Below are 19,737 nucleotides of genomic sequence, written 5' to 3'. Positions count from 1 at the left end.
AAAGGTATTTAAAATTTCTTCTAATGTTATAGAATTTAGTTATATTAAATTTTAGCGGTAGGAACGGTAAGGAGGTGAAAACATTAAGAATTAAGGGCTTTTTAGTTTATTCTTTCTCTCCCTGTCTACCGGTGAAAAAATTTAATATAAAAAAAGGATAAAGTCGATAAAGGCGGACTCAATCGATATTACCGGTAGAGAGACCAGTTTTTTTTAAGAATAAAGTGTGAATTGACGTATCTTTTATTCTTTTTTCTAGTCTACCGGTAAATTTTGAGAGGAGCGTCATATGAAATTTATTATGAATAAGGAGATGTATTAATGGCTACAAATTATGCAAAAAAGATAAATTTTGATGTGGATAAACTTTATAAAAGTTTGATAGTTGTTCCCAAAAATAAATCAGAAGATGGGAATTATGAGTTAGAAGTTTTGCAATTTAAGATTGAACAAAAGTCCAGTGAAAGATTTATGAGCAATCAATTAGTGAAAATCAAAAAATGGCTCCCTATGATTGATCAATTAGTATCTAATAATAAGGAAGCTAAAAATTTATGTATTTTTGTCTTATTATTACATGGAAGAGTTATTAACTTAGTTAATCGAAAAAGTACGACTAAATTTGCAAACTCATTCTGGTTTTTAAAAAATATTAATAAAACAGTGGAAAAGAATGGAGTTTATAAAGGTGATTTTCATTTTCAAAATGCTGAGACTATTGAACGAGAACATCATTATTTCGATTTATTAGTGAATACAGTGGTAGAATTAGCGAAATGGGCAAAGTCAAACGAAACTTATAGTCAAGTACTTAAAAGAATTATGAGTCAAGAAACTTCATTTATCTATGAGTTAAGCAAGTCAAATTTGAAATATACTTATAATGAAGATGAACTTGAAATTTTAGATAATCCAGAAAATTCACAATGGATTAAAGAGTTGAAGAGAGAAGACTTTATTGAGACACTAAGAATTCTAAAATCGTTATTTGATTTGAAATTAGCCAAAGCTACCATCATGGGAATTGAAAGAGATTCATATTATTGGGAGGAAATTGGACTATATGCTCCCCAGATTGAAGGTGAAGATAAAGAGAAAAGGATAGACAACATTATTAACTATATTAATAGTTTAAGTGAACCTTTAAAATGTAGAGGACTTGATTTTATAGGAACATTAGGATGGACAGAAACATACTATGAGAAAATATATAAAGAAATAATTGAACAATATTTTCCTAAATAATTTAATAAGGATTGATTTATCGTAAAAGAAAAAAGTTGTGATTTCCAAAATCACAACTTTTTTCTTTTGTCAAGATTTTGAGTGGGATATATTTTTGTAGAACTGAAGATCATGAAATTATGAGAGGTTGGAGGTAATGTAGTCATACAAATAAAAATTTTTTAGAAAGTGAGTGGTAATTAATGAAAATGAATCACACTTCAATTCAGAAGCATTTACAACTGTTAAATACACTGGGGATTTCTTATGTTAATTTGAGAACTTTTTCTACATTAAACAAGAAAACCGTTTCTCATATTTTTTCTACTGCAGATTCTCAAGCAATTATTAACTATTTAGAAAAACAGAAATTGTCTGAAGGTACAGTAAACATAACTTATAATCCTATTAAACAAGAGGTGATTACACAAAAAAAGCATTCTGTGAGAGACAATGATATTGAAAAAATTCGGTTTGTATTTATTGATATTGACCCTAAAAGGAAAGAGGGAAGTGCAACAGATAGCGAAAAGAAAAAGGCAGAAAATGTTATGGAACAAGTAGAACGTTATTTGAAAGAAAAGAGAATAGAATCATTTGTAAAAGTTGATAGTGGGAATGGCTACCATATTTTTCTTCCCATAAATGAACAACCAAATAATCACGAGACGATTCTTACTATTCAGAATTTTCTTCAATTACTTCACCGAAGATTTGGAGTAGAAGATGAAGTTGATATTGATACTTCTGTTTATAATCCTTCAAGATTATGCAAATTAGTTGGTACACCAGCGGTCAAAGGAAAGTCCACAAAAGAGCGTCCGCATCGTTTATCTAGTTTCCTTTCTATTCCCGATAACATAGATAGAAGTAATTGTTTTAAAATTCTTGAACAGATAGTTGAAGAAAATTCCATGATGTCAACCTCTAGAGTAAAAAGCCATCCATCTTTTAGAGAAGTGTTACCTTTTATTCAAGCAGACTATAAACAATGGTTAGCTCACTATCCTGAATTAACTTATACCATAAAAGAGGGCGATCATAAAGGAGTTACCTTACTTATATTTGACGAATGTCCATTAAGAAAACACACGAATAATTCTAATGGTTCTTGTTTGTCTGTTACGGCTGATAATAAGATTCGATTTCATTGTCTGCATGCTTCGGATAAAAATAAAGATATTCAAGACTTTGTAAAAAAATATCCGTTGCCAAAACCTGTAAATCCTTCTGTAGAATCATTAGAATCCAATCAAGAATATTATTTTGACCAGTTTAAACTGAATCAAGAAGGAGTATTTTTGGTGAAAGAAGGTCAAGAAGAAAAAGTTGCTTGTCCGATGTTTATTAAGCAAATACGCAAAAATATCGAACAAAAAGTCATTACACTTGTTCTTGCCTATTATGTCGATCATTGTTGGGATGAAATAGAAATAGAAGGTGGATGTTTACAAACTAATAATTTTAAACAATTAGCAAAACATGGCTTAATCATTAAAGCTAGAAGAGAAGCTGAAGTCGTTGACTTTTTACAGATTCAACGGGAGAATGCTCCAATCTTTTTTGAACATGAATCTCTTGGCTGGAAAAAAGAAAATGAAGCAATGATTTTTCAGTTACAAGATTCTTTTGGACGTGAAATTCCTTCTGTATTAACTAAAAACTCATGCTACCAATTAACAACTAATGGTACAGAAGCGGAATTTGACGCATTGGTTCATAAGTATGTTTTAGGAACGAACTTAGAACTTGCTTGGTCGATTGGTATTGCTTCTATTGTGTTAGGCTATTTAAACGTTACGAAGGCTAATACTTTTTTGAGTTTACTAATTAACCTACAGGGCAAGAGCACAACGGGTAAAACCACTACGTTACACTTTATTGCCTCTTTATTTGGAAATCCAACTACGGTTCTTAGAAATATGAATGCTACCAATAAAGCCATTATAAAGCTAGCATCAAACAATCAGGGAGGTGTTCCACTAATACTAGATGAGTTAGGAGCAGCAACTCAAAATAACTTTAGCTCGTTGATCTATCAATTAGCTTCAGGAGAAGAAAGGCTAAGATTAGATTCTAATTGTCAGCTTATGCCACAAGAGACTTTTTCTGTTTTGACCCTTACCTCTTCTGAAGAGCGTTTGGAAAATTATTTCAATGAGAAATTAACTGGTTTGAAAGTTCGATATATCGAATTTTCTGATATCAAGTTTACAAAGGATGCGAATCACGCAGAGAAAGTTAAAAGTCTTTCTTCTAATACTTTTGGTTGGGGTATAAAGTTATTTCTTTTGAAACTCTTTGAACAAGGGATTACAAAAATTGAAGCAACTTTTGTCGAAGCTCAAAAAAAACTATGGGCTGTTTTACCTGAACATTCTTTGAAGCAACGCATTGGTAATAATCTAGCTTTGATTTATAGTGGAGCCCTCCTAATTCAAGATATACTGGGCTATCCTTTACGATTAGAGCATATACAGACGGTGCTTATTAATTCGTACGAACAGTTAATTGTAGATACTAGTTTAGGAAGTGAACAAACGGTATTTGACCGAGTGAAAACATTGTTGGTGATGAATAGCCATAAATTTTTAACAAACAGTGACAACAAACATACGCCCAGTACGATTTGGGGAAAAGTATCAATTCAAAAAAATGGGGATATTAAGGTAAATATTTTTCCTATCCCGTTTGAGGACTTGTTAAGGCGAGAATTTCAAGTAAAGGATCTAACCTATCTTTTTAGGCAATTGCTTGATTCGGGTAATATGTGTGCAGAAAAAGGGAGAAGAACGAAACGTATTCACATGAATCGTCAAGTTCTTCCAACATACGAGATTCTATTACCTTCTTCACTCAAATCGTATTTTCGATTGTAATTTAGAATAAACCAAAGTATGAAAGTGAGGCACCATGTTATGGAAATATTTCTTATTGATTTAGCAAAACAACTGATTACTTATCTGTATGATAGCGAGCAAACCCAAACGGAAGTAAATGAAGCTTGATCTATGCTTCATTTACTTCATTCAATCAAACATGAAAGAAAGGAAAATTCTAATGACTAAAAATAAAATGACACTAAAAGCAGAGGTTCTTCTGTATATTCAAGAACATTTTTCAAATCAAGCCTTTTTTACAAAACCAATTTACTTGGATTTCGAAATAAGAGGGGTATCTGCTGGATCTATCGGGGGTACTCTTCAAGCGTTGAAGAACGAAGGATATTTAGAAAATCACTTTGTGCAACGTTCGTTCAATAGAAGAGTCGTGAAAAAATGGTATTTAGTTCATTCATAGAGAGGGGAATCAAGCATGCGTGTGGCTTGTTATGATCGAACGTCTGTTTATGAAGAAGCGAAAATTAGTAATGACGCTCAATATGATGCAGTGAAAGAGTATGTTTTAGAGAAATATGAACAAATTCCCCAACGATTTTCAGACAAAGGAGAATCAGGGGAAAAAGCGGAGCGTCCAGCTTTTCGACAGCTTAGAGCTTGGGTTTGTGCGTCAGAAGAAGAGGGGGTGATCTATGTTTGGCGTTATGATCGATTGGCACGTCAAGCCAAAATAGCCTTAGAATTTATTGAGTTGTGCCAACAACATCAGGTTCAAGTGTATTCGATTTCTGAACCTCTTCCTGCTTCTTTCTCACACGCGTCAACGAATAAACTATTTGTGCAATTATTGTTCACTTTTGCAGAACAACAACGAAACGTCATTATTGAGAATGTTCGTGCCGGACTTTCCTATAAAAAGCAACAACGGCAATATTTGTCTTCTGCGGTACCATATGGGTATCGTTTAGTGAATGGGAAAATCCAACAAGAAGTACACGAAGCAAGGATTGTTCGCTATATTTTTCAACTTTATTTGACCAAAAAATATGGCTACAAAAAGCTTTGTCAACGATTGACGCAACAAAAGCTTTTCTTCCGCGAACGTCCTTTTCAGCCCTATCATATTTATAGTATCCTAAAAAATCCATTGTACTATGGCGAAATCAAAGGAGGATCTTTGGGGAAGTATCTAGGAACCTTTGAACCGATTCTCTCGAAAGCAACCTTTTTACAAGCCCAAGAGATTCGCCAATCAAGGTGTACAGCTAAAAAAGATACGTATCTGTACTTATTACGTCAAAAAATTCGGTGTCCCTTCTGTGGTCGTCATCTGAGTTCGAAGTATCAATGGAATACAAAGAAGACGAAGACGCTTCATTATTATCATTGTACCGACCGAAGCTGCCAAGGAATTTTTCTTCGGGCAGAAAGGGTTGAGTCAGAAGTATTGGAAAAGATACAGGCTTTTTTTCAATACGAAGGCGTCTATCAAGCCTTGATTGCCCAATTAACGCAACAATTAGCCGAAAAGCGAAAAGATGAAAAACGCAAAGTAATCCAACAAAAGAAACAAGAAGCACAATGGATTAAGGCATTTGAAGAGGGCAATTGTTCACTGGAAGAACTCAAGCAACAACTGCAAGCTCTTCAAAAGCCGATGTCTACTTCTTCGTTTCTTTCACTCCAACAGTGTGAAGCAAAAGTGAAAGAATGGCTTCAACTAAAAGACCTCTCTAGTCGACAATTATTATGTGACTATGTTTGTCGGATTGAGGTAACAAAGGATAAAACAGTTTGTGGGATTTACTTCCGACAACTGACACAAAATATTTTAGAAAGGAACGAATGATCTATGGAAATGATACAAACCAAACGAGTCGCATTGTATATTCGCGTGAGTACACAAGAACAAGCTTTAGAAGGACATAGTATTCAAGCACAAGAACAAAATGGACGACAGTTTGCCGAACGGATGGGCTATGAAGTGGTAGAAGTTTATGCCGATGAAGGAATCAGTGGGAAATCCACAAAAAATCGGTTCGCCTATCAACGAATGATGAACGATGCTCGGAACCATCGTTTTGATCTACTAGTGATTTGGAAATTGACCCGTCTCGGACGCAATATGTTAGATGTCTTACAAACAGTCGAGGAATTATTGCGATATGACGTAGGATTACATTCGATCTCGGAACAATTTGACGTGACCACTTCGACAGGTAAATTGATGTTACAACTCCTTGGGAGTTTCGGTGAATTTGAACGCAACCAAATTGCGGAGAATGTTCAAATGTCAATGCAAAGCTTAGTGAAAGATAAAAAGCGTTATGCAGGAGGCCGACGTTTAGGCTATGTCAGTGGTATTGACACGAATGGTCAAAAACAATTGGTCATTGAACCAGAAGAGGCGAAAATTGTTCGTCTGATCTATGCAAAATATTTAGGCGGAGCAGGGTATCGAGCGATTGCCAATTTTTTGAATCGTCAAGGATATCAAACAGTCAAAAAGAATGCTTTTTCTACCACGGCAGTCAAAGATATCTTACGCAATAAAATTTATGCAGGGTATTTAGAATATGCGCGCTACATCAATTGGGAAACCAAACGACGGAAGGGGAAGAATCCGAGACCGATTTTAGTGAAAGGAACCCATGAACCGATTATTTCGGAAGAAGATTATCAAAAAGTACAAGAACGCCTTGCTTTAGAAGGAAAACAACCCAAATGGAACCATACAGGTGAAAATGTATTGACAGGCTTGTTACGTTGTCCAGAATGTGGCGCACCGATGGCAGCGAGTAATGTCACAAATACCCTAAAGGATGGCACAAAGAAACGGATTCGATATTATTCTTGTTCAGTCTTTCGGAATAAAGGAGCAAGTGTGTGTCATGCCAATTCGATTCGTGCCGAACAAGCGGAAACATTTGTCGCCGACCGATTAAAGGAGATCGTTCAGCTACCAGAAGTTCTTCCCCGATTGGTGGCAGCGTTAAATGAAGAAATAGTGCGACAAAGCCAACCATTGGAACAAGAACTCGTGGTGTTACTGGAACGAAAGGAAGAATTGAAGACTAAAATTGAAAAATGGGAAGCTGCTTTGGAAGATAGTCCTGAATTGTTTCCGATGTTAAAAGACCGCTTAGACGAATTGACTGAAAAACGACGACAGTTGCACATTCGAGAAAATGAAATCTTAGGGATCTTTCAACAAGGAGAGCCGATTCAAGTCAAAGATGTCCAACGGATATTGACTAGTTTGGATCGTTTTCTTGCCCAGAGTGAGAAGAAGCAAATCAAAGCCTTGTATCGTACCTTTATAGAGAAAATAACCTTTGATCCTAACCATAAGGAGATGTTGGAAATTACGATGAAATTCACGCATGCCGTGGTACAACAATTGAATGAGCAATATCAAATAGCCGTATCCAAAACAAAGGATACGGCTATTTTTGTGTTAAAAACACCCTTTACGTTAACGATCTAGTCTAGGTTATATCAAACAACGTTAGAGGGGCGCTAACGCTTCTCTAGCGATTTGAAATCGTTAGAGAAGTAGTTAGGGAGGTCCTTATCATAAATAGGGATATTTATTAATGAATATTTGAAATATAATTGTATATAAGAATTAAAAAGAGTGGGGATAGATATGAAAAAGATGGGTAAGTGTATTTTATGTGAAAAATACACTGAACTTACTAAAGAACATGTACCACCTAAAAAATCAGGGAATACTGGAGGTAAAAAGACCAGAACTGGTAATTTAGATGATTTCCTTAAGAGCGATTTTACAAAAGGTGATTTTCCGAAGGGGATTAAAAGGAAACCTCAAGGAAATGTTTATTATACTGGATAGGCTACAATTAACTAGACAGAAAAATTAAGGTGTGTAGACTAGAAGAAAACATACCAGGAGGAATTTTTATGTCTAAGAGAACACGAAGAACTTTTTCACAAGAATTCAAGCAACAAATCGTCAATCTTTACTTAGCTGGAAAGCCACGTGTAGAAATCATTCGAGAATATGAACTAACAGCTTCAGCATTTGACAAATGGGTAAAGCAATCTAAAACGAGTGGTTCATTCAAAGAAAAAGATAATCTTACGCCTGAACAAAAAGAATTGTTAGAACTACGTAAAAGAAACCAGCAATTAGAAATGGAAAATGATATTTTAAAGCAAGCAGCGCTGATATTCGGACGAAGAGACAAGTAATCGATGCGAATAAGCATCTTTACCCTATATCAGCGATGTGCAGAATATTAGGTCTATCACGTCAGTCCTATTATTATCAATCAAAACCAAAGAAAGACGAATCAGAACTTGAAGAAGTAGTCGCTGAAGAATTTATCCGCAGCCGAAAGGCCTACGGCTCAAGAAAAATAAAAAAAGCCTTATCAAAACGAGGCATTCAGATCAGCCGACGAAAAATTAGTAGAATCATGAAAAATAGAGGATTAAAATCGAGCTATACTGTTGCTTATTTTAAAGTACATCATTCTACTTGCAATGAAGCCAAAACGACAAACGTATTGAATCGTAAATTCTTAAGAGACAACCCATTAGAAGCGATCGTAACAGACTTGACTTATGTACGAGTCGGGAAAAAATGGAATTATGTCTGTTTCATTTTGGATCTGTTCAATCGAGAAATTCTCGGCTATTCTTGTGGAGAACATAAAGATGCCGTTCTAGTAAAAAAAGCATTTAGCCGTATCAAACAACCTCTGACAGAGGTTGAGATTTTTCATACTGATCGTGGAAAAGAGTTTGATAACCAAGCTATTGATGAATTATTAACAACTTTTGACATCAATCGATCATTGAGTCATAAAGGCTGTCCTTTTGATAATGCCGTAGCTGAATCAACTTATAAGTCGTTGAAAGTAGAATTTGTCTATCAATACACATTTGAAACCTTACAACAATTGGATTTGGAGTTATTTGACTATGTCAATTGGTGGAACCACCTTCGGTTGCACGGTACACTTGGCTACGAGACACCGGTTGGTTACCGTAACCAGAAATTGGCGCAGCGAATCCTTGATAATGAGCTCGGATGTGCTAACGCTAGCGAGGCAGTCTAACTTTAACTGTTAGCTCCTGCCGAAGATCGTCACATCCGAGGAGGCTCATTGTCAAGGACAATCGGAATAGCATACGGAAAGAAGTTCTGCACCTTATAAAATTTGTCAAAAAAACTGTTGCCATTCCAATACGTTATGTAGTAAATGTAATAGTTTTTTTGGTAGTGAGTATGTTGAGGAATATATTAGATTTGCAGAAGACAATAAAAATTTCCTTTATAACAATACAAGTTTAAAGAATGGTAAGTCTGATTTAACACATTCAATAAAGAAAATGAATTCACTTAGAGTTGCAAAAGCAATTGTAGGAATGTTTTTTAGTTTAAATGGGGATGAAGATTCAATGGATAAGCCATTCTTAGATTCGGTACGAGAATATCTTAGCAATCCTAAAAGTACTTTATTTCCTCATGAAGACTACAAAATTATAATGAATTATTATCTTCCAATAGGTGCTCCACAGAATTCTAAAATCAAAATTCCTAATGACATTGTAAATGATGGTGACACTCACAATGTAATAAAAGGTTTTCTGCCCCTTGATCTATCAACTGGGAGAAAAATTCGATTTTCAGAAATTCAGTATGAAGGAATTGGTTTTACTCTTATAGATTTAAAAAATTCAACTTTTGAAATAAAAGAAGGATTAGATTTAAAAAATCTCCTTTGTGCAGATGATAAAATCAAAAAAATACAATTGTACAAAGTCCCTATATTAACACCAACAGTACTTACAATGTTGGAGATGGAAAATAATATTAATTATATTGACTCAGGTTCAGATTTGCTGATTAGGTGGCAGGTAATAACTAATTTTCTTATGGAATTAAAAAAATACAGTAATACTCAAACGAAGTTCTCTTGAAGTTATAAAGAATACAATAAATATAAATTTCCTTTAGACTATATTAAAATCAGCAATCGAAGGAAAATAAAAGAAGAAAATGGTACGCAAAATCTAACTATTAGAGCAAAAACAGGAAGCTGCTTTGGAAGATAGTCCCGAATTGTTTCCGATGTTAAAAGATCGTTTAAATGAATTGACTGAAAAACGAAGACAGTTACAAATTCGAGAGAATGAAATCTTAGGGATCTTTCAACAACAAGGGGAACCGATTCAAGTCAAAGATGTCCAACAGATATTGACTAGTTTGGATTGCTTTCTTATCCAGAGTGAGAAGAAGCAAGTTAAAGCTTTGTATCACACCTTTATTGAGAAAATCACCTTTGATCCTAATCAGAAGTAGATATTGCCGATCCCGATGAGATTCACACCTACTGTGATTTGATAATTGAATGAGTAATATCAAATAGCCGTATCCAAACCAAAGGATATGGCTATTTTTGTGTTAGGGATATACGTCACGTAGCTTGTTATCAAGAATAAGTTTCTTTATTTTTTTGCTTTTTCTAAAACTGAGTATGCTAAAATAAGAGGGTATATAGCAACTTTAAATAAGAGATAGGAGTGTATCTTTTTGGGTGCAGAATTAAATCAGAAGTTATTTAGTGCGGCAGATAATCTCCGTAGTAAAATGGATGCGTCAGAATATAAAAATTATTTATTGGGGCTGATTTTCTATAAATATTTATCCGACCGTTTGTTGGAACAAGTGGTTCTTTTAGCAGATGAATCCTTAGAGGAATATGACACAGTAAGCAAACAAACGATGTTGTATCGTGAATTACTTTCAGATGAAGAATCAAAAGAAGATCTGATTGCAACAATCGTTGATATTTTGGGGTATGCGATTTCGCCAGAGTATCTTTTCAACGTCTTAGCGGATCAAGCAAAACAAGCAACGTTCCAATTGAATGATCTAAACAAAGCCTTTTTAGCAAGTCATATTTATGGAAAAATACTGTCGGCAAAATTCGAATAGTGTCGAGGAGGTGCTGTGATGGAAGAATTAAAAGAACGCATTGTCAATTATGTCATAGAGAACTCTGAGATTAAAAATAAATGGGGGAACAATACAGCACAGAAAATATCTGAAAAATTAAATGTTAGTCGTAATATTGTCTCTCAATATTTGAATGAATTCGTAAAAGATGGAGAATTTGGAAAAATCAATACTCGTCCAGTAATCTTCTTTTCTTTACCGGAGAAAGTTCCAAATCAACAAATTTTTAGCTCTTCAGAGGAAGCGGAAAAATGGTATGATAGCTCTTTTAGGGTTGGAATAGAAAGGGTTATCGGAAGTCAAGGAAGTCTGCGAAATGTAATTGCTCAAATTAAAGCAGCAATCTACTATCCGCCAAATGGCTTACCCATTTTACTTCATGGCGAGACTGGAACTGGAAAAAGCTATTTAGCAAATTATGTGTATAAGGATTTGTTGGCCAATAATTATATAGAAGAGAAGGCATCTTTCATTTCAGTTAATTGTAGTGAATATGCCAATAATCCAGAACTTTTCTTGTCCAATTTTTTTGGGCATGTAAAAGGTGCATATACAGGAGCCGAAGATGGAAGAAAGGGTTTAGCAGAATTAGCTAATAATGGAGTCTTATTTTTAGATGAAATTCATGCATTGAGCAATGAATGTCAGGAGAAACTTTTTCAGTTTATGGATACGAGGAAATTTCATCGGATGGGTGATAATGAAAACTGGTACACATCAAGTTGCTGGATTATATTTGCAACATCAGAACCACCTGAGGATAAACTATTATCAACTTTGTTGAGAAGAATACCTGTAAAGCTAACACTTCCAACATTAGACAGTCGTTCTCTTTATGAAAGAAAACAGTTAATCAAGATATTTTTTAAATCAGAAGAAGAAAGACTAGCAAAGAAAATACTGATATCTCAACAATTATTAGATTTTTTATTAAACTATCGCTTTAGTGAAAATGTTGGCAATTTGAAAAATATCATTCAATTGACCTGTGCCAATGCCTTTTATTTCTTAGATGATTTGGAAGAACTTTATATTCAGATGTATCATTTACCACAATGGGTGAATTTCAACGGCATGAAGGTTATGAAAAGACAGAATGAATTAAAATATATTCAAATGGATGATTTGGAAAAAGTAGACGAAGTTTTTAATATCAACGAACTTATAGAGTATCTTTATCAAACGTGGAAGAAAGACACTGATAAGCAGCAGCTTTTTGAGAAATATGATAGATATTTTAGACAAAAGAATGTTGATATCCAAAATAATTCAGCTTTAACATATCCCACCTATCAAGAGATTCGATTTAGACAGTATGTTAAGGAAATAGAGAGAGATTTTCAAATAGAATTTGACTATTATTATCTTCAAATAACGTCTATCTTTTTGAATTCTTGGATTTATCAAATCCAATTAACATCGGACGATAAATTATATTCCTTCATCAATGATATTAATAGTTGGTGTAGTCGAGAAGTTCAATTAGTCAATCGTTTTATTCAAATAGGGGATATTTATTTAACAAAAATTCAAAAAAATGTTTTGGTTATTTTATTTAAGTTAATGTGTAGTAAAGAATTTCAGCAAAAACGTTTAGCACTGATTTTGGCTCATGGAGATCTAACGGCAACCTGTATAGCAAGTACTGCTAATAGGATCGTTGAGAGATATATATACGACGCCATTGATATGCCACTAATGACTTCAAGTAGTGAGATTGCAGACAAAATTAATAGATACTTACAAGAGTGTACCGGATATGAAGAAATTATTTTACTTGTTGATATGGGTTCACTGGAGAAAATTTATCTAAATTTGGAACTAGACGCTCAAAAAAAATTCGGACTACTAAACAATGTTTCAACAAGAATGGCTATTGATGTTGCAAATCAGATATTATTAGATTTACCGCTTAAACAGATTCTTGAACAAGTAAAAGAAAATCAAAATGTGGATTATATTTATGAATCATCAAATATTAAGAAGGATATGATTGTCTGTTCTTGTGCAAGCGGATTAGGAACTTCGTTTAAATTAAAAAAGATACTTGAAGATAGCTTTCCAAGGGATACTGATCTTGTCATAGAAACGTGTGACTATTACTCTTTAGTGAATGAAAACTATTTATCGGAGCTTCGTAAAGAGAACAATATTCTTTTTATTGTTGGAACACTAAATCCACATCTAGAAGATGTAGAATTCTTTTCAATTGAAGATATGATTTTAGGAATGAATATAAGTAAATTCTCCAATCAATTGAATAGACACTTTAATGATAATGAACTGAAAGTTTTGAACAATAATATTCTGAAGAATTTTAGTCTAACGAATTTAATGGAGCAATTGACCATATTAAATCCGACTAAATTATTAGAACGGGTTTCAGATGCTATATACATCTTACAAAATGATCTAGGAATTTCATTTGATAATAATACGTGTTTCGGATTATATGTTCACATTAGTTGCTTAATTGAACGATTAGTAAAACAAAATACTTTGGAAGATGAAATTTATTTCAATGAAACGAGTGAGGAATTTCAAAAATTTCAGACACATTTTAAGCAATCTTTCAGTGTCGTTGAACATTATTATAGTGTCGACATCCCGATTCATGAGGTTAAATACGTTTATGATTATGTAAAAAGAGCTTGATTTATCAAGTTCTTTTTGTTTTGGCATGGTAATTGCTTGTAAGAAAATGAAAGATAAAGGAGGAAGTATTTATGAGTATTGTTATGTCGAGAGTTGATAACCGTTTATTGCATGGGATTATTGTCACGCAATGGGCACCAATGTCTAAAGCAAACAGAGTGATGGTGATCGATGATTCTGTCGCAAATAACGACATCCAAAAATCAAGTATGCGTTTAGCTAGACCTGCTGGAATGGCTGTATCAATTATCACTGAAGAAACAGCGATTGCGAATTTTAAAAAGGGGAAATACGATCAGGAAAAAGTATTTGTCATCGTGAAAGAGCCGGAAACAATCCTTCATTTAGTAGATAACGGTATTAGAATTGACCGACTAATTGTTGGCGGTACTGTTGTTAAAGATAATGCATTACAGCTATCTTCTAGAGCCTATGCATCAGATGAAAATATCAGCACGTATAAAAAATTGTTGGATTCTGGTGTAGAAATTGTTACACAATTTGTTCCGGCGGATAAGGCACAGGAAATTCAATCAAAATTAGGATAAAGGAGTAAGGATAATGCATTTTACTATTTTTCAAATTATTATGCTGACTATATTAGCATTTATTAAACATGTTGATTATTATGGGATTCCGATGATCTTTGTAAATTACGCAGTTTTTTGGGGATTATTCACAGGAATTTTGATGGGTGATATAAAAACAGGTTTGATAGTTGGCGGTACAGTTCAATTGATGTCATTAGGAGTTGCCGGTTTTGGTGGCTCATCTGTACCGGACTATGGAACGTGCGCAATTATTGCAACGGCATTTGGTAGCCAGCTTGGAGTAGAAGCCGGATTAGCAATAGGACTACCTGTAGGTATGTTAGGGGTGCAACTAGATGTAATTGTCAAAATCTTAAATGGTTTTGTTGTTCGCAAATCACAGGAATATGCGAATAAACGAGAATTTAAGAAAATGAATAGTGTTTTGTGGTTGGGGCCAATTTTCTTTGGTTTATCTGCAGCAATTCCAGTATTTATTGCCGTTACTTTAGGACAGTCTGCTGTTAATTACGTTTTGGATGTTTTACCTAATTGGTTTATGGATGGGCTAACATTAGCCGGAAAAATGTTGCCTGCTGTTGGTATTGCGATGTTGTTACGCTTTATGCCTACAGGTCGATACATTAGTTATTTACTTGTTGGATTTTTCTTAGCCGCTTTTTTGAAGGTACCTATTATTGGAGCGGCGATCATAGGATTCGCTTTAGCATTTAATGTGTATCATAGAGCTGAAAAAGATGCACAAATCACTGCTTCTGCGGGAGCTTCTGATGTTGGGTTTATTGGGGAGGATGAATAAAATGAGCGAAAAATATCAAGTAACGAAAAAGGATCTTAGGAAAGCGAACTATCGTTGGTTGATGTCAGTTTGTACCTTTAATTATCAAACACAGCAAGGTGCATCTGTGACTTACGCATTGTCACCTATTTTAAGAAAATTATACAAAGATGATGATGAATACATCGAAGCTTTAAATAATCACTTTCAGTATTACAATACACAGCCTTGGCTGGCAGCCATTATTTTAGGTGCTTGTGTTGCAATGGAGGAAAAGCAAGGATTAGAAGCAAAAGATGCGATTAATGACTTTAAAGTTGGTACGATGGGTCCAATTGCTGGTATTGGGGACTCTCTTTTGATGACGATGATCCCAACCATCATGGGATCAATTGCGGCTTATATGGCTTTAGAAAATAATCCTGTAGGAATCTTTTTATGGTTCATTTTAATCATGGTAATCTTCTTTTTCCGAATGAGAGGCTTTGAATTTGGTTATAAGCAGGGAATGAAGATTGTTACTGAATACGGTGAAAAGATTAATTATTTAACTGAAGCTGCTTCAGTATTGGGGCTAACAGTAGTTGGATCATTAATTGCTTCAGTTATCAGTGTTTCAACGCCACTTAAATTCACTTTTGGTGAAGTTAGTATGAAAATCCAACCAATGTTGGACAAAATTTTACCAACATTAATTCCAGTAATTATTACTGCTGCAGCATATTATCTACTCAGTAAGAAAAAAATCAGTATGACCATTTTGATTCTACTCGTTATTGTTTTTGCGATGGTTATGGCTGCATTTGGAATATTAGCGTAAAGGAAAAGGATTTGAATTATGAGAAGATTGATCATTGCTAGCCATTCAATACTAGCTGAGGGTTTTAAAGAGACACTAGAGTTTTTAACAGGTATGCATAATCAAATTAGTAGCTTATGTGCATATGTCGAAGAAATTGATGATATAGATGAACAAATTAAAGAGTTAGTGGATACTACAGACGAAATAATTGTTTTAACTGACATGGCTGGAGGAAGTGTAAATCAAAAGTTTTTTACCTATATTTCTGACAGAGTGCACGTAATTGCAGGAATGAATCTTCCCTTGGCAATGTCAATCGCTTTGCAGTTAGGAAATGATAATTTAGATATTGGAGCAATTATTGCGGAGGCACAACAACAAATCATCTATATGAATAATCAAAAAAGTGAAGAAAGGATAGAGGACGAATAAAATGAATTGTTTAAATAATATATGGCTCCACAAGGGAGAGGAAAGTAGAACTATTTCACCAGAAAATAAAAATGGTGAAAAAGGGAAAGCGGCAATGACAGCGAGTCATCTAGGAATTGGGAGAAAAGGGTCACCTTCTGTTCCGATAAATGCTGGAGAGACAATTACTTTAGCAGAAATGGAAGGCCCTGGAATTTTACGTCATTTTTGGATGACAGTGACAGACAAAACAATCGCTGGGAGTTTCGTCTTACGTGATTTAATTTTGCGTATTTATTGGGATGATGAATCCACTCCTTCTGTAGAAAGTCCATTAGGAGATTTTTTTTGTAATGGGTTTGGGACAAGATGCGAAGTGAATTCCTTACCAATCGTAGTGAATCCAACATCAGGGATGAATTGCTATTTTGAGATGCCATTTCGAAAAAAAGCTAAGATTACTTTAACGAATGAACATCCTGAGTTTATTAAGCACATTTTTTATACATTTAATTATGCATTGACTGAAGTACCGGATGATGCGATGTATTTTCATGCTAAATGGAACCGTGAACCCATCACGACAAAAGGAAAAGATTACACCCTTATTGATGGAATCAAAGGCACTGGGTATTATGTAGGAACCTACTTTGCTTTGTGCGCATTGGAAAGATACTGGTGGGGGGAAGGAGAATTTAAGTTTTATATAGATGGAGATGAAGATTTCCCTACAATAACATCTACAGGAGCAGAAGATTATTTTGGCGGCGCTTGGGCTTTCCATAAAAAGAACTTTGGAGAAAGGGCATATGCTCAAAATTTTAATACGCTATTTATGGGCTATCCTTTTCAATCTAAAAGAGATCACACCCGGGATTATTTTAGTGCTGGAAAACCTAATCCAAATCCAGTTCATGGTTTTGGCGATGATGCTTTACCGATGCATGGGTTGTACCGCTGGCATTTACCCGACCCCATTAGTTTCAAAGAAAATTTACGTGTTACTTTCCAAACCCTAGGAAATGATGACATCAAGCTTTATGAGCGTCAAGACGATATTTCTTCTGTTGCCTATTGGTACCAAAAGGAACCACATGAGTTTTTCGAAAAACTATTAGACAGGGAAGAACGAATTCCTAGATAAAAGGACGGTGGAGTAAGAAATGTATGGCTCAATAGAAGCAGGTGGGACTAAATTTGTTTGTGCCATTGGCAATGATGATTTAAAGGTTTTAGAAAGAGTGAGTTTTCCTACAACTACACCGAATGAAACAATGAGTTTGGTAATTGATTTCTTTAATCACTATAAAGAACAATTAGAAAGCATTGGAGTAGGGTCATTTGGACCGATTGATATCCATCGTGAATCAAAGACCTATGGACATATCACCTCTACTCCAAAAACTGCCTGGAAAAATTTTGATTTTGTTGGAACGTTGAATAAGCATTTCGAAATTCCAATTGCCTGGACAACCGATGTGAATGCTGCTTGTTACGGGGAGTATGTTTCAGGTCATGGAAAAGGTTTATCCAGTGTTGTTTATTACACTGTTGGAACTGGAATTGGTGGAGGAGCTATACAAGATGGGATTTTTGTTGAAGGGTTTAGCCATCCAGAAATGGGGCATACGTTAGTTAAGAGACATTCAGGAGATACTTTCTCTGGTACTTGTCCTTTTCATCATGATTGTCTCGAAGGGTTGGCATCTGGACCCGCTATCGAGATGCGTACGGGAACCAAGGGACAAGATCTTTCTATAGAAGATCCGTTCTGGGAAATCGAGGCGGATTATATTGCACAATGTGCCTGTAATACGACCCTGATGCTTTCACCAGATATTATAATTTTTGGTGGTGGTGTCATGCAACAAGAACATCTGAAAAAGAAAGTACAAAGACGTTTTTTAGAACTAATTAACGGCTATGTCGATACGCCAAATATCGAAGAATACATTGTCACACCTAAGTTAGCAGATAATGCAGGAACTATAGGATGCTTAACTTTAGCAAAAGATGTTAGAATCAATTCTTAAGCAAAAAAGTATTAGTCAATAAAATGCTTATGAAGTCCGATCAACTTAATGTGGTCGGACTATTTGTATTCAGCAATATCATTCACTCATGATACCCAGCGCCTTATCATAAGTGAGGAGATTTTTAGGTTTTATTGACAGAAAAAAATAGAAAAAATAGGTGAATAACAAGTGAGTGAACTTAACCATTTTTCTGCGTCTACTCTAGCCGAGTTGCAAAAAGACGAGAAACATCCTTACTATGTCTATTGTTTGGTTGATCCTAGAAACAACCAGACTTTTTATATTGGGAAAGGAAAAGGAAATCGTATTTTTGCCCATCGTCAAGCGGCACTGAATATGCTAAGAAAATCAGATTTACTTGAAGAAAATGAGACAGTTAGAACATTAAAAATAAAAACAATTCAAGAAATAAATGGGATGAAATTGAAAATATCGAGCTATATACTTAGCTATGGCTTAACGGAGAGTGAAGCTTATGCAAGCGAAAATGCATTGATCAATTATGCTCAATTGATCCAAGGACTTTCGTTAACGAATTTAGTAAAAGGACATGGATCTAAGGCGATGTCAGTTGAAGAAATCGAAGACCGATATGGGTTTCAACCGATGTCTATAAATGAAATAGCGACGAATGAGTTGATTCTAGCAGTAAAAGTAAGAGATGCGTTCAATCTTTCTAAAGATGAGTCACAAGGATATCCAATCGATGACAGATTTCGTGATGATAATAATTTAAAATCCCGTACGCTAGGTAACTGGGTAATCGGTCGTGATAAGATACATCGGATTCGCTATGTTATAGCTGTTAATACAGGAGCAGATAATGCGGTTGTTGCAGCATATAAAGTTTCTTCTCAATATTCTGAATCGAAGAAATTTGAAAATGGTCGAACACGCTATGCGTTTCAGGCATTATCGAATAGAGAAGATACTTTGCGAGAACTTAATTTATATAAACGATCTTTACCAGATATCAAATTTGGTAGTGGGAGTGCAATTGCATATATTAACAATTAGAACAATGATTATTATAATTATTTCCAATGGTATTTTTGGTAGTAGTAGTTACCTGAAATAAATATAAATTTAAATATATATTATATCCATGAAGAGAGTGGGACAATAGTCAGAAAAAATCTGATTATTGTCCCATTTTTTGATTTTAAGGTACACAAAAATCAAAAAAAATTTGTATGATTATAAATCCGTTTTTTACTCATATTTCAACATCTTAATAAATGTTTTTTACGTTTTTTTGAAAGAAAGTACGTTACTTAATGAAATTTGGCACGATAAAGTCTATCAATGGATGTCTAGAGATAGGTATCTATTTTTTGTTGGTTTCGGCTTATTTCAAGGGGCTACTGCTTAAACAGCGCTTTAGAGTTAGGGATAAGCTTGAGGTTACAAATAAATCTTTAAATAAAAATAACGATATTTTGAATCATC

Annotated in this window: 16 protein-coding genes and 2 pseudogenes; all 18 read left to right on the top strand. The window is 34.5% G+C overall.

The genetic code is table 11. The features are described from left to right. Positions 1 to 321 precede the first annotated feature (321 nt). The 18 genes and pseudogenes from IGK81_RS11460 (at position 322) to IGK81_RS11375 (ending at position 19,305) form a co-directional block, all read left to right on the top strand. Positions 322 to 1,245, top strand: a complete 924-nt coding sequence (locus tag IGK81_RS11460) for a hypothetical protein (protein ID WP_002312619.1) — start codon at positions 322 to 324, stop codon at positions 1,243 to 1,245. 182 nt (positions 1,246 to 1,427) lie between these two features. After that, a complete protein-coding gene (locus tag IGK81_RS11455) occupies positions 1,428 to 4,103 on the top strand; it encodes a DUF927 domain-containing protein (RefSeq protein WP_002323671.1) in 2,676 nt (891 codons plus the stop codon). 181 nt (positions 4,104 to 4,284) lie between these two features. Next, positions 4,285 to 4,524, top strand: a complete 240-nt coding sequence (locus tag IGK81_RS11450) for a hypothetical protein (RefSeq protein ID WP_002312623.1) — start codon at positions 4,285 to 4,287, stop codon at positions 4,522 to 4,524. Positions 4,525 to 4,539: 15 nt separating this feature from the next. Continuing rightward, the gene (locus IGK81_RS11445) at positions 4,540 to 5,913 is read left to right on the top strand and encodes a recombinase family protein (protein WP_002312624.1); all 1,374 of its coding nucleotides are present in this window, start codon (positions 4,540 to 4,542) and stop codon (positions 5,911 to 5,913) included. A 3-nt stretch (positions 5,914 to 5,916) separates the two neighbouring features. Further along, positions 5,917 to 7,551 (top strand): recombinase family protein, encoded by a 1,635-nt coding sequence (locus tag IGK81_RS11440; protein ID WP_002312625.1) that lies wholly within the window; start codon positions 5,917 to 5,919, stop codon positions 7,549 to 7,551. Positions 7,552 to 7,713: 162 nt separating this feature from the next. Then, entirely contained in the window at positions 7,714 to 7,920 is a 207-nt protein-coding gene (locus tag IGK81_RS11435) for a hypothetical protein (protein ID WP_010706118.1), read from the top strand. A 68-nt stretch (positions 7,921 to 7,988) separates the two neighbouring features. After that, a protein-coding gene (locus tag IGK81_RS11430; protein WP_087043335.1) for an IS3 family transposase occupies positions 7,989 to 9,151 on the top strand; the annotation gives its coding sequence in 2 pieces (ribosomal slippage) (positions 7,989 to 8,265 and positions 8,265 to 9,151; 1,164 coding nt in all). A 343-nt stretch (positions 9,152 to 9,494) separates the two neighbouring features. After that, the gene (locus IGK81_RS11425; RefSeq protein WP_226831251.1) at positions 9,495 to 10,016 is read left to right on the top strand and encodes a hypothetical protein; all 522 of its coding nucleotides are present in this window, start codon (positions 9,495 to 9,497) and stop codon (positions 10,014 to 10,016) included. A 106-nt stretch (positions 10,017 to 10,122) separates the two neighbouring features. After that, positions 10,123 to 10,452, top strand: a pseudogene (locus tag IGK81_RS11420) (recombinase family protein); the annotation flags it as partial. Positions 10,453 to 10,629: 177 nt separating this feature from the next. After that, a pseudogene (locus IGK81_RS11415) lies at positions 10,630 to 11,010 on the top strand (type I restriction-modification system subunit M N-terminal domain-containing protein); the annotation flags it as partial. 42 nt (positions 11,011 to 11,052) lie between these two features. Beyond that, positions 11,053 to 13,710, top strand: coding sequence for a sigma 54-interacting transcriptional regulator (locus IGK81_RS11410; protein ID WP_002323457.1), 2,658 nt, complete (start codon positions 11,053 to 11,055; stop codon positions 13,708 to 13,710). A gap of 71 nt (positions 13,711 to 13,781) precedes the next feature. Then, positions 13,782 to 14,258, top strand: a complete 477-nt coding sequence (locus IGK81_RS11405) for a PTS sugar transporter subunit IIB (RefSeq protein WP_002312631.1) — start codon at positions 13,782 to 13,784, stop codon at positions 14,256 to 14,258. 13 nt (positions 14,259 to 14,271) lie between these two features. After that, positions 14,272 to 15,060, top strand: coding sequence for a PTS mannose/fructose/sorbose/N-acetylgalactosamine transporter subunit IIC (locus IGK81_RS11400; RefSeq protein WP_002312633.1), 789 nt, complete (start codon positions 14,272 to 14,274; stop codon positions 15,058 to 15,060). 1 nt (position 15,061) lies between these two features. Further along, entirely contained in the window at positions 15,062 to 15,859 is a 798-nt protein-coding gene (locus tag IGK81_RS11395; RefSeq protein WP_002312634.1) for a PTS system mannose/fructose/sorbose family transporter subunit IID, read from the top strand. Between the two features lie 18 nt (positions 15,860 to 15,877). Further along, the gene (locus tag IGK81_RS11390; protein ID WP_002312636.1) at positions 15,878 to 16,273 is read left to right on the top strand and encodes a PTS sugar transporter subunit IIA; all 396 of its coding nucleotides are present in this window, start codon (positions 15,878 to 15,880) and stop codon (positions 16,271 to 16,273) included. A gap of 1 nt (position 16,274) precedes the next feature. Next, on the top strand, positions 16,275 to 17,396 hold the full coding sequence (locus IGK81_RS11385; protein WP_002317128.1) for a glycoside hydrolase family 172 protein: 1,122 nt from the start codon (positions 16,275 to 16,277) through the stop codon (positions 17,394 to 17,396). Between the two features lie 19 nt (positions 17,397 to 17,415). Then, complete coding sequence (gene scrK, locus IGK81_RS11380) at positions 17,416 to 18,285, top strand: fructokinase ScrK (RefSeq protein ID WP_002312639.1); 870 nt, start codon at positions 17,416 to 17,418, stop codon at positions 18,283 to 18,285. A gap of 171 nt (positions 18,286 to 18,456) precedes the next feature. After that, positions 18,457 to 19,305, top strand: a complete 849-nt coding sequence (locus tag IGK81_RS11375) for an LEM-3-like GIY-YIG domain-containing protein (RefSeq protein ID WP_034700434.1) — start codon at positions 18,457 to 18,459, stop codon at positions 19,303 to 19,305. The last annotated feature ends 432 nt before the right edge of the window (positions 19,306 to 19,737 follow it).

Origin of the sequence: Enterococcus sp. DIV0703 (assembly GCF_051711065.1) — a bacterium.
In the GTDB taxonomy this organism is placed as follows: Bacteria; Bacillota; Bacilli; order Lactobacillales; family Enterococcaceae; genus Enterococcus_B; species Enterococcus_B hirae.
This window is presented reverse-complemented; position numbering and strand designations above follow the sequence as displayed.

Bases quoted from the DNA above. Each gene is read 5' to 3' on its own strand.
- IGK81_RS11460 (WP_002312619.1), top strand. From the start codon at position 322: ATGGCTACAAATTATGCAAAAAAGATAAATTTTGATGTGGATAAACTT.
- IGK81_RS11455 (WP_002323671.1), top strand. From the start codon at position 1,428: ATGAAAATGAATCACACTTCAATTCAGAAGCATTTACAACTGTTAAAT.
- IGK81_RS11450 (WP_002312623.1), top strand. From the start codon at position 4,285: ATGACTAAAAATAAAATGACACTAAAAGCAGAGGTTCTTCTGTATATT.
- IGK81_RS11445 (WP_002312624.1), top strand. From the start codon at position 4,540: ATGCGTGTGGCTTGTTATGATCGAACGTCTGTTTATGAAGAAGCGAAA.
- IGK81_RS11440 (WP_002312625.1), top strand. From the start codon at position 5,917: ATGGAAATGATACAAACCAAACGAGTCGCATTGTATATTCGCGTGAGT.
- IGK81_RS11435 (WP_010706118.1), top strand. From the start codon at position 7,714: ATGAAAAAGATGGGTAAGTGTATTTTATGTGAAAAATACACTGAACTT.
- IGK81_RS11425 (WP_226831251.1), top strand. From the start codon at position 9,495: ATGGATAAGCCATTCTTAGATTCGGTACGAGAATATCTTAGCAATCCT.
- IGK81_RS11410 (WP_002323457.1), top strand. From the start codon at position 11,053: ATGGAAGAATTAAAAGAACGCATTGTCAATTATGTCATAGAGAACTCT.
- IGK81_RS11405 (WP_002312631.1), top strand. From the start codon at position 13,782: ATGAGTATTGTTATGTCGAGAGTTGATAACCGTTTATTGCATGGGATT.
- IGK81_RS11400 (WP_002312633.1), top strand. From the start codon at position 14,272: ATGCATTTTACTATTTTTCAAATTATTATGCTGACTATATTAGCATTT.
- IGK81_RS11395 (WP_002312634.1), top strand. From the start codon at position 15,062: ATGAGCGAAAAATATCAAGTAACGAAAAAGGATCTTAGGAAAGCGAAC.
- IGK81_RS11390 (WP_002312636.1), top strand. From the start codon at position 15,878: ATGAGAAGATTGATCATTGCTAGCCATTCAATACTAGCTGAGGGTTTT.
- IGK81_RS11385 (WP_002317128.1), top strand. From the start codon at position 16,275: ATGAATTGTTTAAATAATATATGGCTCCACAAGGGAGAGGAAAGTAGA.
- scrK (WP_002312639.1), top strand. From the start codon at position 17,416: ATGTATGGCTCAATAGAAGCAGGTGGGACTAAATTTGTTTGTGCCATT.